Here is a 13,443-nt window from a genome sequence, read left to right as displayed (position 1 = left end):
ATACCATACTCCATCACAAATTACCTGGAGGATGGTATCGCAAGGAAACGAACCGCACGGGCAATGTCACGGGTGCGCGGCGCTGGCGGCAGACTGGCGAGAAACGTCGCGCCGTAAGGGCGCATCACCAGCCGATTGTCGCAAATCACCAAAACCCCTCGATCGTCGGCGTCGCGAATCAGTCGCCCTACTCCCTGCTTGAGAGTAATGACCGCATCCGGCAGTTGTACTTCATCGAACGGGTCACCACCGCGCAAACGGCAATCTTCCATGCGCGCTTTTAACAACGGGTCATCCGGGGAGGTAAACGGCAACTTGTCGATAATCACCAGTGACAATGTATCGCCACGCACGTCCACCCCCTCCCAGAAACTGCTGGTCGCCACAAGCAGCGCATTACCGGCACTGACAAACTGCTGTAGCAGTTGGCCTTTGCTGGTTTCCCCCTGCAACAACACGGGAAGCGTCATGGTAGCGCGGAACTGCTCGGCCAGATCGCGCATCATGGCGTGCGAGGTACAAAGCATGAAACAACGACCATTATTGGCTTCGATGATCGGTCGCAGCATTGCCGCCAGCTGCCGAGCGGAACCCGGTTGATTGGTTTGCGGCAGGTTGCGCGGCACACAGAGTAATGCCTGGCGGCTGTAATCAAAGGGGCTTGGCAATAGCAACGACTCCGCGTGTTCTATCCCGAGCCGCGAGGTGAAATGATGCAGATCGTCGTTCACCGACAGCGTTGCTGAGGTGAAGATCCAGCTACCTGGTTTTTGCGCCATTAATTCTTTGAATTTATCCGCCACGCTAAGCGGCGTGAGCGCCAGAGTAAAATGGCGCGAAGTGCATTCATACCAGTAGCTGTAACCCGGCTGGTTAATCTCTTTCAGCCGTTTAAGCCGCGTACGATAAAGTGTGGCGCGTTCAAATGCTGCATCCAGCAAGGCGGAACGCCCCAGCGACAATTTCGCTACGTCATAACAGAGTTCAAGGGTGTCATCGAGCAGTAAAAATGCCCGCTGAATTTGCGGATTAGCTAACAGTTCGCGCAGGTTGCCACGATAACCTGGCTCACCTAATTGAAGGCGAAAATCCTGCGCGCTCTGGGCAAGGCGGTCGGCGCACTTTTGTAACTGCTGAGTGTCTTTTAATTCGGTGCGGTAGGCGATGGTGATGTCTTTTGCCAGGTCGAGCAGTTGTCGACTGGAGAGTGACTGACCAAAATACTGGCTGGCAATGTCAGGCAGTTGGTGGGCTTCGTCGAAGATCATCACGTCAGCTTCCGGGATCAGTTCGCCAAATCCACTCTCTTTCACCACCATATCCGCCAGAAACAGATGATGGTTTACCACCACCACATCGGCGTCCATCGCTTTTTTGCGTGCTTTGACCACAAAGCAATCTTTATACATCGGGCAGTCGCTGCCAAGGCAGTTGTCGTTGGTGCTGGTGACCAGCGGCCACGCCTGTGAATCTTCCGCCACGCTGACGCAGGTGCTGATATCACCATCGACTGTTTGATTAGACCAGGAGCGCAGCAGGATCACATCGCTTAAAATTTGTACCGGTAGATCGCCACCCGCCAGCGCCTGCTGTTCGAGACGTTCGAGGCAGAGGTAGTTAGAGCGCCCTTTCAGCAACGCCACGTTGCCCGTATATTTCAACGCCTTTGAAACCGTTGGCAAATCGCGGCTGTAGAGCTGATCCTGCAACGCTTTTGAGCCGGTCGAGATAATGACTTTCTTTTTCGCCCGCAGCGCAGGGGCCAGGTAAGCGTAGGTTTTGCCCGTACCGGTTCCGGCCTCCACCACCAGCGGCTGGCTTTTATCTATCGCCCCGGCGACGGCTACCGCCATCTGACGCTGTGGTTCTCGCGGCTTAAAGCCTGGTATCGCTTTCGCCAGCTGACCGTCTGGTGCAAAATCGTCCGTCACACTACCCCCTGTTGATTTGAACAGGGATTATGTCAGGATGAGGGCGCTTTCGCCAGTTGAAGTGGTGACGGCGACCTCACATTGTGGCAGTCTTTGCAGCACGAAAATGGAAGGATAATGAGGACAAAATGATGACTATCGTTCGTATCGATGCTGAAGCCCGCTGGTCTGATGTAGTAATCCACAACAACACGCTCTACTACACTGGTGTACCGGAAAACCTCGACGCCGATGCTTTTGAGCAAACTGCGAATACGCTGGCGCAGATTGACGCCGTGCTGGAAAAACAGGGCAGCAATAAATCGAGCATTCTGGATGCCACCATTTTCCTGGCTGATAAAAACGACTTCGCGGCGATGAATAAAGCGTGGGATGCCTGGGTTGTCGCGGGTCATGCGCCGGTGCGCTGCACGGTACAAGCGGGTTTGATGAACCCGAAGTATAAAGTTGAAATTAAGATTGTGGCTGCGGTGTAAGCTTTATCGAAGCAAAATAAGTCAGACGATAATTTATCGATAATACTGGTCGGTTTTACATAAATCGACCAGAGATTAAGATATTACTGTTGATGCTCCTGCTAATTCATTATTTATTTTTATAATTTCAATTTTAGCTATAAAACTAACTATATAAATAAACATAACAATGCCGTTGTGTTCGCCCTTCGATTAGCATCTCTGGTTTACTTTCTTAGCTGAACAATCTGGTTATAGCGTGAGAACTGACCGTTAATTTTCTCCCTCTTACTGGATAACACACCATGAGCTGCTACCTTTAAAACACCTGAATGTCAACAGGTTAACTCGTGCCATATCGTTATAATCCCTTTGATATTAGATGCAAATTAAGGTCATATATAGCCTTATCGATAACATGGTTAATTTTAAGGATAAGAATATGCCTGCTGTAATAGATAAAGCCCTGGATTTCATTGGTGCCATGGATGTATCAGCGCCAACACCAAGTTCGATGAATGAAAGCACGGCGAAGGGAATCTTTAAATATTTGAAAGAACTGGGAGTACCCGCGAGTGCCGCTGATATTACGGCGCGAGCTGACCAGGAAGGCTGGAACCCTGGGTTCACGGAAAAAATGGTTGGATGGGCAAAAAAAATGGAGTCTGGTGAACGCATTGTGATTAAAAATCCTGAATACTTTTCAACATATATGCAGGAAGAACTAAAAGCACTGGTCTAAGTTAAATTTACATCAGCATAAATGGGTCAGGACGCTTTTAATCACATATGAAAAGCGTCCTTTTTCTCACAATCAAATAACCATCGGCTTCTATAACGAAAGCGATACGGATTAGTGTGTTACTCGTCTTCATCCTCAAAACGCGCCACGATTCGCTCGCCGGAATGGTTGGCACGCAGCTCTTCTGCCACCAACGCGATTGCCTGGCCGCTGCTCATCCCTTGTGCCATCAGTTCCTGGATCCGCTCGACGGCTTTTTGCTGCTGTTCATGGGTGAGTGAAGGTAAACCTGCAAACATTGTTAACTCCTGCTAAATTGTTGGCGCTAATTATTTCATGCTACCCGGCACATAGCCAGTAGAGTCAGGACTGATGAAGACGTTATCTCCCGCTGTGATTACTTTACCCTGGCGTCAGGACGCCGCTGAATTTTATTTCTCCCGCTTAAGTCACCTGCCGTGGGCGATGCTTTTACACTCCGGCTATGCCGATCATCCATATAGCCGCTTTGATATTGTGGTCGCCGAGCCGATTTGCACTTTAACCACTTTCGGTAAAGAAACCGTTGTTAGTGAAAGCGAAAAACGCACAACGACCACTGATGACCCGCTACAGGTGCTCCAGCAGGTGCTGGATCGCGCAGACATTCGCCCAGCGCATAACGAAGATTTGCCATTTCAGGGCGGCGCGCTGGGGTTGTTTGGCTACGATCTGGGCCGCCGTTTTGAGTCACTGCCAGAAATTGCGCAGCAAGATATCGTTCTGCCGGATATGGCTGTGGGTATCTACGACTGGGCGCTCATTGTCGACCACCAGCGTCAAACAGTTTCTTTGCTGAGTCATAATGATGTCAATGCCCGTCGGGCCTGGCTGGAAAGCCAGCAATTCTCGCCGCAGGAAGATTTCACGCTCACTTCCGACTGGCAATCCAATATGACCCGCGAGCTGTACGGCGAAAAATTTCGCCAGGTACAGGAATATCTGCACAGCGGTGATTGCTATCAGGTGAATCTCGCCCAGCGTTTCCATGCGACCTATTCTGGCGATGAATGGCAGGCATTCCTTCAGCTTAATCAGGCCAACCGCGCGCCATTTAGCGCTTTTTTACGTCTTGAACAGGGCGCGATTTTAAGCCTTTCGCCTGAGCGGTTTATTCTTTGTGATAATAGTGAAATCCAGACCCGCCCGATTAAAGGCACGCTACCACGCCTGCCCGATCCTCAGGAAGATAGCAAACAAGCAGAAAAACTGGCGAACTCAGCGAAAGATCGTGCCGAAAATCTGATGATTGTCGATTTAATGCGTAATGATATCGGTCGTGTTGCCGTAGCAGGTTCGGTAAAAGTACCAGAGCTGTTCGTGGTGGAACCCTTCCCTGCCGTGCATCATCTGGTCAGCACCATAACGGCGCAACTACCAGAACAGTTACACACCAGCGATCTGCTGCGCGCAGCTTTTCCTGGTGGCTCAATAACTGGAGCACCGAAAGTACGGGCTATGGAAATTATCGACGAACTGGAACCGCAGCGACGCAATGCCTGGTGCGGCAGCATTGGCTATTTGAGCTTTTGCGGCAACATGGATACCAGCATTACTATCCGCACGCTGACTGCCATTAACGGACAAATATACTGCTCTGCGGGCGGTGGAATTGTCGCCGATAGCCAGGAAGAAGCGGAATATCAGGAAACTTTTGATAAAGTTAATCGTATCCTGAAGCAACTGGAGAAATAAACGTGGAATACCGTAGCCTGACGCTTGATGATTTTTTATCGCGCTTTCAACTTTTGCGCCCGCAAATTAACAGGGAAACGTTAAATCATCGTCAGGCTGCCGTGTTGATCCCCATTGTACGCCGACCACAGCCAGGGTTATTGCTTACCCAACGCTCCATTCATCTGCGTAAACACGCCGGACAGGTGGCGTTTCCAGGCGGCGCAGTGGATGATACGGACGCGTCAGTTATCGCCGCTGCGCTGCGCGAAGCTGAAGAAGAGGTTGCTATACCACCTTCCGCCGTCGAAGTTATCGGCGTGCTGCCGCCCGTCGATAGCGTCACTGGCTACCAGGTAACGCCAGTGGTCGGCATTATCCCGCCCGATCTGCCGTATCGCGCCAGTGAAGATGAAGTCTCCGCTGTGTTTGAAATGCCGCTCGCCCAGGCATTACATCTGGGTCGTTATCACCCTTTAGATATCTACCGCCGTGGCGATTCACATCGGGTATGGCTGTCCTGGTATGAACAGTATTTTGTATGGGGAATGACCGCAGGCATAATTCGTGAGCTGGCGCTGCAAATTGGTGTGAAACCCTGACTATACTTATCTTTACATCTACAAAACACTACTTGAGACAATCATCGCAATATTAGTTAAATCGCGGTTTTTGATTAGTTTAATTCATGTGAATAGTTAAGCCAGTCGCCGCGTTCCCTCTTACACTATGCGCTGTTATTCGTTCGTTACTGGAAGTCCAGTCACCTTGTCAGGAGTATTATCGTGATTAGTCTATTCGACATGTTTAAGGTGGGGATTGGTCCCTCATCTTCCCATACCGTAGGGCCTATGAAGGCGGGTAAACAGTTCGTCGATGATCTGGTCGAAAAAGGCTTACTGGATAGCGTTACTCGCGTTGCCGTGGACGTTTATGGTTCACTGTCGCTGACGGGTAAAGGCCACCACACCGATATCGCCATTATTATGGGTCTTGCAGGTAACGAACCTGCCACCGTGGATATCGACAGTATTCCCGGTTTTATTCGCGACGTAGAAGAGCGCGAACGTCTGCTGCTGGCACAGGGACGGCATGAAGTGGATTTCCCGCGCGACAACGGGATGCGTTTTCATAACGGCAACCTGCCGCTGCATGAAAACGGTATGCAAATCCACGCCTATAACGGCGATGAAGTCGTCTACAGCAAAACTTATTATTCCATCGGCGGCGGTTTTATCGTCGATGAAGAACACTTTGGTCAGGATGCCGCCAACGAAGTGAGCGTGCCGTATCCGTTCAAATCTGCCACCGAACTGCTCGCTTACTGTAATGAAACCGGCTATTCGCTGTCTGGTCTCGCTATGCAGAACGAACTGGCGCTGCACAGCAAGAAAGAGATCGACGAGTATTTCGCGCATGTCTGGCAAACCATGCAGGCATGTATCGATCGCGGGATGAACACCGAAGGCGTACTGCCAGGCCCGCTGCGCGTGCCGCGTCGTGCGTCGGCCCTGCGCCGGATGCTGGTTTCCAGCGATAAACTGTCTAACGATCCGATGAATGTCATTGACTGGGTAAACATGTTTGCGCTGGCAGTTAACGAAGAAAACGCCGCCGGTGGTCGTGTGGTAACAGCGCCAACCAACGGTGCTTGTGGCATTGTTCCGGCAGTGCTGGCTTATTATGACCACTTTATTGAATCGGTTAGCCCGGACATCTATACCCGTTACTTTATGGCTGCGGGCGCGATTGGTGCACTGTATAAAATGAACGCCTCTATTTCCGGTGCGGAAGTCGGTTGCCAGGGCGAAGTGGGTGTTGCCTGTTCAATGGCTGCTGCGGGCCTTGCCGAGCTGTTGGGCGGTAGCCCGGAACAGGTTTGTGTGGCAGCGGAAATTGGCATGGAGCACAACCTCGGTCTGACCTGTGACCCTGTTGCAGGGCAAGTTCAGGTGCCGTGCATTGAACGTAACGCCATTGCGTCAGTCAAGGCGATTAACGCCGCGCGGATGGCCCTGCGTCGCACCAGTGCGCCGCGCGTCTCGCTGGATAAAGTCATCGAAACGATGTACGAAACCGGTAAAGACATGAACGCCAAGTACCGCGAAACGTCTCGTGGTGGTCTGGCAATTAAAGTCCAGTGTGACTAATACTTTATCCTCGCCCATCTGCAACGGATGGGCGAATTTATCCCTGCTTTCTCGTCTGCTGTAATTTTCCCCACTACACTTCCACTGTTGCGTCAGGCGTTTGTCGCCATACGCTTACAGGGTGGCCCGCATGCAAAAAGCACAACGGATCATTAAAACCTATCGCCGTAATCGAATGATTGTTTGTACGATTTGCGCACTCGTTACGCTCGCTTCGACCCTGAGCGTGCGATTTATTTCACAGCGTAACTTAAATCAACAACGGGTAGTACAATTCGCCAATCACGCTGTAGAGGAATTAGATAAAGTACTGCTTCCCCTACAGGCAGGTAGCGAAGTCTTACTTCCGCTAATTGGTCTGCCCTGCTCTGTCGCCCATTTGCCATTACGTAAACAGGCGGCAAAACTCCAAACTGTGCGATCCATTGGCCTGGTGCAAGACGGCACACTTTATTGCTCCAGCATTTTTGGTTATCGCAATGTGCCCGTCGTGGACATTCTGGCTGAACTTCCTGCACCGCAACCACTTTTACGACTGACGACCGACCATGCCCTGATTAAAGGCAGTCCGGTTTTGATTCAATGGACGCCTGCAGCGGGCAGTAGCAATGCTGGGGTCATGGAGATGATCAACATCGACTTACTGGCGGCAATGCTGCTTGAGCCACAACTGCCGCAAATCAGTAGCGCCAGCCTGACGGTGGACGATCGGCATTTGCTCTATGGTAATGGGCTGGTAGATTCCCTTCCGCAACCTGAAGACAATGAAAACTATCAGGTTTCTTCGCAACGCTTTCCTTTTACCATTAACGTTAATGGTCCGGGGGCTACGGCGCTGGCATGGCACTATCTTCCAACACAATTACCGCTGGCGGTGCTGCTAAGTTTACTTGTGGGCTATATCACCTGGCTGGCGACCGCTTACCGGATGAGTTTTTCCCGTGAAATCAATCTGGGCCTGGCGCAACATGAGTTCGAATTGTTCTGCCAGCCTTTGCTTAATGCGCGCAGCCAGCAATGTATTGGTGTAGAGATTTTGCTGCGCTGGAACAATCCACGTCAGGGCTGGATTTCACCGGATGTGTTTATTCCTATCGCGGAAGAACATCATTTAATTGTGCCACTGACCCGCTATGTGATGGCAGAAACCATCCGTCAGCGGCATGTTTTCCCAATGAGTAGTCAGTTTCATGTTGGCATTAACGTAGCACCCAGCCATTTTCGCCGTGGTGTGCTGATAAAAGATCTCAATCAGTACTGGTTTAGCGCTCACCCGATTCAGCAACTGATCCTCGAAATCACCGAACGCGATGCCTTACTGGATGTTGATTATCGGATTGCCCGCGAGCTGCATCGTAAAAACGTCAAACTGGCGATTGATGACTTCGGCACCGGCAACAGTTCATTTTCCTGGCTTGAAACATTACGTCCTGACGTGCTGAAAATTGATAAGTCATTTACCGCAGCTATAGGTTCTGACGCGGTTAACTCGACGGTGACCGATATCATCATCGCACTGGGGCAAAGACTGAATATTGAACTGGTGGCGGAGGGTGTGGAAACACAAGAACAGGCGAAGTATTTGCGCCGTCATGGCGTGCATATTTTGCAAGGGTATTTGTACGCACAGCCGATGCCGCTACGCGATTTTCCCAAATGGCTGGCGGGCAGCCAACCGCCGCCCGCCCGGCATAATGGACATATCACGCCCGTTATGCCGTTACGTTAACGCTTACTCATCTTCATCGTGCGCCGGTTGCTCTTTAACAATGCGAACCAGATCAACACGATAATCATTGGCTTCAATGATGGTGATATGCAGTGGCCCTACATCAATCACATCGCCCACACGGGGAATGTGACCATTTGCCGAGATCACGAGGCCCGCGACCGTCGCGATATCATCGTCATCGGCAAGGTGCTCAACATCAAGCGCCTGCTGCAAGGCATGCAAATCTGTACCGCCTTTTACCAGCCAGCCGTCACCATCGGTAATGATTTCCGGCGTTTCGTCAGCGTCCGGGAATTCACCCGCAATGGCTTCCAGCACATCCAGCGGCGTGACCAGGCCTTGTACCACACCAAACTCGTTGGTCACGATAACGAAGCTCCCGCGAGCACGACGCAGCACGCCCAGTAGGTTGATCGGGTCAAGGGTTTCAGGGACGATAATCGCCGGAGACGCCGAAGCAATCGCCGCCACATCAACACCTTCTTCGAGCGCCACCAGCAGTTCTTTAGCACGTACGATACCGATGATTTCATCCAGTTCACCGCGACATACCGGGAACAGACTGTGCGGTGAGGAGAGCAGCTGCTCACGGATTTCATCGACCCCGAGATTAGCGTCAACCCAGCTTATTTCACCGCGCGGCGTCATGATCCCGCGCAGAGAACGCGACGCCAGCGTCAATACACCGTTAATCATGTAACGTTCTTCTTCGGCAAACGCACCTTCCGGTACCGGGATAGGCATCGGGTTATCGGCATCGTGCTGAACATTGGCCTGACGTTTCCCCCCCATCAAACGCAGGATGGCATCGGCAGTACGCGCACGCAGCGGCAAAGTCGACTGGTGACGAATAAAGTTGCGACGCGCAATCTGGTTAAACACTTCGATGATGATCGAGAAGCCAATCGCGGCATACAGGTAACCTTTCGGAATGTGGAAACCGAAACCTTCTGCCACTAGACTCAGACCAATCATTAACAGGAAGCTCAGACAGAGCACCACCACCGTTGGATGCTGGTTAACAAATCGCGTCAGCGGTTTCGATGCCAGCAACATGACCGCCATCGCAATCACCACCGCCGCCATCATCACCGGTAGATGGTTAACCATCCCTACTGCCGTAATTACCGCATCCAACGAGAAGACGGCGTCAAGGATGACGATCTGTGTGACGACCACCCAGAAACTGGCGTAGCCTTTACCGTGGCCGGAATCATGATCGCGGTTTTCCAGCCGTTCATGCAGTTCGGTTGTCGCTTTAAACAGCAAGAATATCCCCCCGAACAACATAATCAGGTCGCGTCCGGAGAAAGAGAAATCCATGACGGTAAATAGCGGTTTGGTCAGCGTGACCATCCATGAAATCAGCGACAGCAGCCCCAGACGCATAATCAGCGCCAGTGATAATCCCAGCAAACGCGCTTTATCGCGTTGTTTTGGCGGCAGTTTGTCAGCAAGAATGGCGATGAAGACCAGGTTATCGATACCCAGCACAATTTCGAGAACAACAAGCGTGAGTAGCCCCGCCCAAATTGAGGGGTCCATTAAGAATTCCATGACAAGCTCCTGCTTAAGGAATAGCTATTCGGCGCCAGAAATAATGCAGGCGTAACGACAAAAGGCAAACGAAAGGTGCGGCATAAAGTGCCAGAAAAGCAGGCGTTAAAAGGCCTGATGCTGAAATGACGTCGGTGACGATCCATACTGCGGGCTACTGCCCTATACTCCATGGTTGTTAAACGGGAGTTAAACATATCAGAGACACATCTGATTTGGCAAAGATTTACCTTCCTTTGCAAACGAATGTGACAAGGATATTTTACCTTTCGAAATTTCTGCTAATCGAAAGTTAAATTACGGATCTTCATCACATAAAATAATTTTTTCGATATCTAAAATAAATCGCGAAACGCAGGGGTTTTTGGTTGTAGCCCTTATCTGAATCGATTCGATTGTGGACGACGATTCAAAAATACATCTGGCACGTTGAGGTGTTAACGATAATAAAGGAGGTAGCAAGTGACCATTGCTATTGTCATAGGCACACATGGTTGGGCTGCAGAGCAGTTGCTTAAAACGGCAGAAATGCTGTTAGGCGAGCAGGAAAACGTCGGCTGGATCGATTTCGTTCCAGGTGAAAATGCCGAAACGCTGATTGAAAAGTACAACGCTCAGTTGGCAAAACTCGACACCACTAAAGGCGTGCTGTTTCTCGTTGATACATGGGGAGGCAGCCCGTTCAATGCTGCCAGCCGCATTGTCGTCGACAAAGAGCATTATGAAGTCATTGCAGGCGTTAACATTCCAATGCTCGTGGAAACGTTAATGGCCCGTGATGATGACCCAAGCTTTGATGAACTGGTGGCGCTGGCAGTAGAAACAGGCCGTGAAGGCGTGAAAGCACTGAAAGCCAAACCGGTTGAAAAAGCCGCGCCAGCACCCGTTGCCGCAGCACCAAAAGCGGCTCCAACTCCGGCAAAACCAATGGGACCAAACGACTACATGGTTATTGGCCTTGCGCGTATCGACGACCGTCTGATTCACGGTCAGGTCGCCACCCGCTGGACTAAAGAAACCAATGTCTCCCGTATTATTGTTGTTAGTGATGAAGTGGCTGCGGATACCGTTCGTAAGACACTGCTCACCCAGGTTGCACCTCCGGGCGTAACAGCACACGTGGTTGATGTCGCCAAAATGATTCGCGTCTACAACAACCCGAAATATGCTGGCGAACGCGTAATGCTGTTATTTACCAACCCTACAGATGTAGAGCGTCTCGTTGAAGGCGGCGTGAAAATCACCTCTGTTAACGTTGGTGGTATGGCATTCCGTCAGGGTAAAACCCAGGTGAATAACGCGGTTTCTGTTGATGAAAAAGATATCGAGGCGTTCAAGAAACTGAATGCGCGCGGTATTGAGCTGGAAGTCCGTAAGGTTTCCACCGATCCGAAACTGAAAATGATGGATCTGATCAGCAAAATCGATAAGTAACGTATTGTGTTGATTATCACTCAGTTTTCACACTTAAGTCTTACGTAAACAGGAGAAGTACAATGGAGATTACCACTCTTCAAATTGTGCTGGTATTTATCGTAGCCTGTATCGCAGGTATGGGATCTATCCTCGATGAATTTCAGTTTCACCGTCCGCTAATCGCGTGTACCCTGGTGGGTATCGTTCTTGGGGATATGAAAACCGGTATTATTATCGGTGGTACGCTGGAAATGATCGCGCTGGGCTGGATGAACATCGGTGCTGCAGTTGCGCCTGACGCCGCTCTGGCTTCCATCATTTCTACTATTCTGGTTATCGCAGGTCATCAGAGCATTGGTGCAGGTATCGCACTGGCAATCCCTCTGGCCGCTGCGGGCCAGGTACTGACCATCATCGTTCGTACTATTACCGTTGCCTTCCAGCACGCTGCGGATAAGGCTGCTGATAACGGCAACCTGACAGCGATTTCCTGGATCCACGTTTCTTCTCTGTTCCTGCAAGCAATGCGTGTGGCTATTCCGGCCGTCATCGTTGCGCTGTCTGTTGGTACCAGCGAAGTCCAGAACATGCTGAATGCGATTCCGGAAGTGGTAACCAATGGTCTGAATATCGCCGGTGGCATGATCGTGGTGGTTGGTTATGCGATGGTTATCAACATGATGCGTGCTGGCTACCTGATGCCGTTCTTCTACCTCGGCTTCGTAACCGCAGCATTCACCAACTTTAACCTGGTTGCTCTGGGTGTGATTGGTACTGTTATGGCAGTGCTCTACATCCAACTTAGCCCGAAATACAACCGCGTAGCCGGTGCGCCTGCTCAGGCAGCTGGTAACAACGATCTCGATAACGAACTGGACTAACAGGTGAGCGAAATGGTTGATACAACTCAAACTACCACCGAGAAAAAACTCACTCAAAGTGATATTCGTGGCGTCTTCCTGCGTTCTAACCTCTTCCAGGGTTCATGGAACTTCGAACGTATGCAGGCACTGGGTTTCTGCTTCTCTATGGTACCGGCAATTCGTCGCCTCTACCCTGAGAACAACGAAGCTCGTAAACAAGCTATTCGCCGTCACCTGGAGTTCTTTAACACCCAGCCGTTCGTGGCTGCGCCGATTCTCGGCGTAACCCTGGCGCTGGAAGAACAGCGTGCTAATGGCGCAGAGATCGATGACGGTGCTATCAATGGTATCAAAGTCGGTTTGATGGGGCCGCTGGCTGGTGTAGGCGACCCGATCTTCTGGGGAACGGTACGTCCGGTATTTGCAGCGCTGGGTGCCGGTATCGCGATGAGCGGCAGCCTGTTAGGTCCGCTTCTGTTCTTCATCCTGTTTAACCTGGTGCGTCTGGCAACCCGTTACTACGGCGTAGCGTATGGTTACTCCAAAGGTATCGATATCGTTAAAGATATGGGTGGCGGCTTCCTGCAAAAACTGACGGAAGGGGCGTCTATTCTCGGCCTGTTTGTCATGGGGGCATTGGTTAACAAGTGGACACATGTCAACATCCCGCTGGTTGTCTCTCGCATTACTGACCAGACGGGCAAAGAACACGTTACCACTGTCCAGACTATTCTTGACCAGTTAATGCCGGGCCTGGTACCACTGCTGCTGACCTTTGCTTGTATGTGGCTGCTGCGCAAAAAAGTTAACCCGCTGTGGATCATCGTTGGCTTCTTCGTCATCGGTATCGCTGGTTACGCTTGCGGCCTGCTGGGACTGTAAGA

The 13,443-nt window shown here is 51.0% G+C and carries 13 protein-coding genes; 9 read left to right on the top strand and 4 right to left on the bottom strand.

Translation table 11 applies throughout. From position 1 onward, the window contains the following. Nucleotides 1–20 precede the first annotated feature (20 nt). Complete coding sequence (locus tag HEN33_RS01400) at nucleotides 21–1,931, bottom strand: helicase C-terminal domain-containing protein (protein ID WP_176263761.1); 1,911 nt, start codon at nucleotides 1,929–1,931, stop codon at nucleotides 21–23. A gap of 131 nt (nucleotides 1,932–2,062) precedes the next feature. On the opposite strand from HEN33_RS01400, the gene HEN33_RS01395 reads away from it, so the two are divergent. Then, nucleotides 2,063–2,407: a RidA family protein gene (locus tag HEN33_RS01395; RefSeq protein ID WP_001295493.1), complete on the top strand. Its 345-nt coding sequence runs from the start codon at nucleotides 2,063–2,065 to the stop codon at nucleotides 2,405–2,407. 421 nt (nucleotides 2,408–2,828) lie between these two features. Further along, on the top strand, nucleotides 2,829–3,128 hold the full coding sequence (locus HEN33_RS01390; RefSeq protein WP_001111989.1) for a DUF1889 family protein: 300 nt from the start codon (nucleotides 2,829–2,831) through the stop codon (nucleotides 3,126–3,128). Between the two features lie 119 nt (nucleotides 3,129–3,247). Here the strand turns inward: HEN33_RS01390 and HEN33_RS01385 are convergent, their stop codons facing one another. Then, nucleotides 3,248–3,427: a YoaH family protein gene (locus tag HEN33_RS01385; RefSeq protein ID WP_000457334.1), complete on the bottom strand. Its 180-nt coding sequence runs from the start codon at nucleotides 3,425–3,427 to the stop codon at nucleotides 3,248–3,250. Nucleotides 3,428–3,500: 73 nt separating this feature from the next. Here HEN33_RS01385 and pabB point away from each other — a divergent pair, with 73 nt between their 5' ends. The 4 genes from pabB to HEN33_RS01365 all read left to right on the top strand — a co-directional run bounded on the left by pabB (nucleotide 3,501) and on the right by HEN33_RS01365 (nucleotide 8,720). After that, nucleotides 3,501–4,862 carry an aminodeoxychorismate synthase component 1 gene (pabB, locus tag HEN33_RS01380; RefSeq protein ID WP_176263762.1) on the top strand — a complete coding sequence of 454 codons (1,362 nt, stop codon included), beginning with the start codon at nucleotides 3,501–3,503 and terminating at the stop codon, nucleotides 4,860–4,862. Between the two features lie 2 nt (nucleotides 4,863–4,864). Continuing rightward, the gene (locus HEN33_RS01375; protein ID WP_000456725.1) at nucleotides 4,865–5,443 is read left to right on the top strand and encodes a CoA pyrophosphatase; all 579 of its coding nucleotides are present in this window, start codon (nucleotides 4,865–4,867) and stop codon (nucleotides 5,441–5,443) included. A 183-nt stretch (nucleotides 5,444–5,626) separates the two neighbouring features. Further along, nucleotides 5,627–6,991: an L-serine ammonia-lyase gene (gene sdaA / locus HEN33_RS01370; RefSeq protein WP_000624298.1), complete on the top strand. Its 1,365-nt coding sequence runs from the start codon at nucleotides 5,627–5,629 to the stop codon at nucleotides 6,989–6,991. A gap of 130 nt (nucleotides 6,992–7,121) precedes the next feature. Beyond that, on the top strand, nucleotides 7,122–8,720 hold the full coding sequence (locus HEN33_RS01365; protein WP_176263763.1) for an EAL domain-containing protein: 1,599 nt from the start codon (nucleotides 7,122–7,124) through the stop codon (nucleotides 8,718–8,720). Nucleotides 8,721–8,723: 3 nt separating this feature from the next. Here the strand turns inward: HEN33_RS01365 and yoaE are convergent, their stop codons facing one another. Next, nucleotides 8,724–10,280, bottom strand: coding sequence for a CNNM family cation transport protein YoaE (yoaE, locus tag HEN33_RS01360; RefSeq protein ID WP_000394976.1), 1,557 nt, complete (start codon nucleotides 10,278–10,280; stop codon nucleotides 8,724–8,726). Continuing rightward, entirely contained in the window at nucleotides 10,268–10,426 is a 159-nt protein-coding gene (locus tag HEN33_RS26775) for a protein YoaL (protein ID WP_269218577.1), read from the bottom strand. The genes yoaE and HEN33_RS26775 overlap by 13 nt, the downstream gene beginning before the upstream one ends. A 316-nt stretch (nucleotides 10,427–10,742) precedes the next feature. On the opposite strand from HEN33_RS26775, the gene manX reads away from it, so the two are divergent. The 3 genes from manX (at nucleotide 10,743) to manZ (ending at nucleotide 13,441) form a co-directional block, all read left to right on the top strand. Then, nucleotides 10,743–11,714, top strand: coding sequence for a PTS mannose transporter subunit IIAB (gene manX / locus HEN33_RS01355; protein WP_000150550.1), 972 nt, complete (start codon nucleotides 10,743–10,745; stop codon nucleotides 11,712–11,714). A gap of 62 nt (nucleotides 11,715–11,776) precedes the next feature. Beyond that, the gene (gene manY, locus HEN33_RS01350) at nucleotides 11,777–12,577 is read left to right on the top strand and encodes a PTS mannose transporter subunit IIC (RefSeq protein ID WP_000406926.1); all 801 of its coding nucleotides are present in this window, start codon (nucleotides 11,777–11,779) and stop codon (nucleotides 12,575–12,577) included. 12 nt (nucleotides 12,578–12,589) lie between these two features. After that, nucleotides 12,590–13,441: a PTS mannose transporter subunit IID gene (manZ, locus tag HEN33_RS01345; RefSeq protein ID WP_000228655.1), complete on the top strand. Its 852-nt coding sequence runs from the start codon at nucleotides 12,590–12,592 to the stop codon at nucleotides 13,439–13,441. Nucleotides 13,442–13,443: the final 2 nt, after the last annotated feature.

The sequence above is a fragment of the Escherichia sp. 94.0001 genome (genome assembly GCF_013369155.2).
Classification (GTDB): Bacteria; Pseudomonadota; Gammaproteobacteria; order Enterobacterales; family Enterobacteriaceae; genus Escherichia; species Escherichia coli_F.
Note: the sequence above shows the minus strand (reverse complement) of the source record. Positions and strands in the feature narration are given on the sequence as shown.

Bases quoted from the DNA above. Each gene is read 5' to 3' on its own strand.
- HEN33_RS01390 (WP_001111989.1), top strand. From the start codon at position 2,829: ATGCCTGCTGTAATAGATAAAGCCCTGGATTTCATTGGTGCCATGGAT.
- HEN33_RS01385 (WP_000457334.1), bottom strand. From the start codon at position 3,427: ATGTTTGCAGGTTTACCTTCACTCACCCATGAACAGCAGCAAAAAGCC.
- HEN33_RS01395 (WP_001295493.1), top strand. From the start codon at position 2,063: ATGACTATCGTTCGTATCGATGCTGAAGCCCGCTGGTCTGATGTAGTA.
- manY (WP_000406926.1), top strand. From the start codon at position 11,777: ATGGAGATTACCACTCTTCAAATTGTGCTGGTATTTATCGTAGCCTGT.
- HEN33_RS26775 (WP_269218577.1), bottom strand. From the start codon at position 10,426: ATGGATCGTCACCGACGTCATTTCAGCATCAGGCCTTTTAACGCCTGC.
- yoaE (WP_000394976.1), bottom strand. From the start codon at position 10,280: ATGGAATTCTTAATGGACCCCTCAATTTGGGCGGGGCTACTCACGCTT.
- HEN33_RS01365 (WP_176263763.1), top strand. From the start codon at position 7,122: ATGCAAAAAGCACAACGGATCATTAAAACCTATCGCCGTAATCGAATG.
- pabB (WP_176263762.1), top strand. From the start codon at position 3,501: ATGAAGACGTTATCTCCCGCTGTGATTACTTTACCCTGGCGTCAGGAC.
- manZ (WP_000228655.1), top strand. From the start codon at position 12,590: ATGGTTGATACAACTCAAACTACCACCGAGAAAAAACTCACTCAAAGT.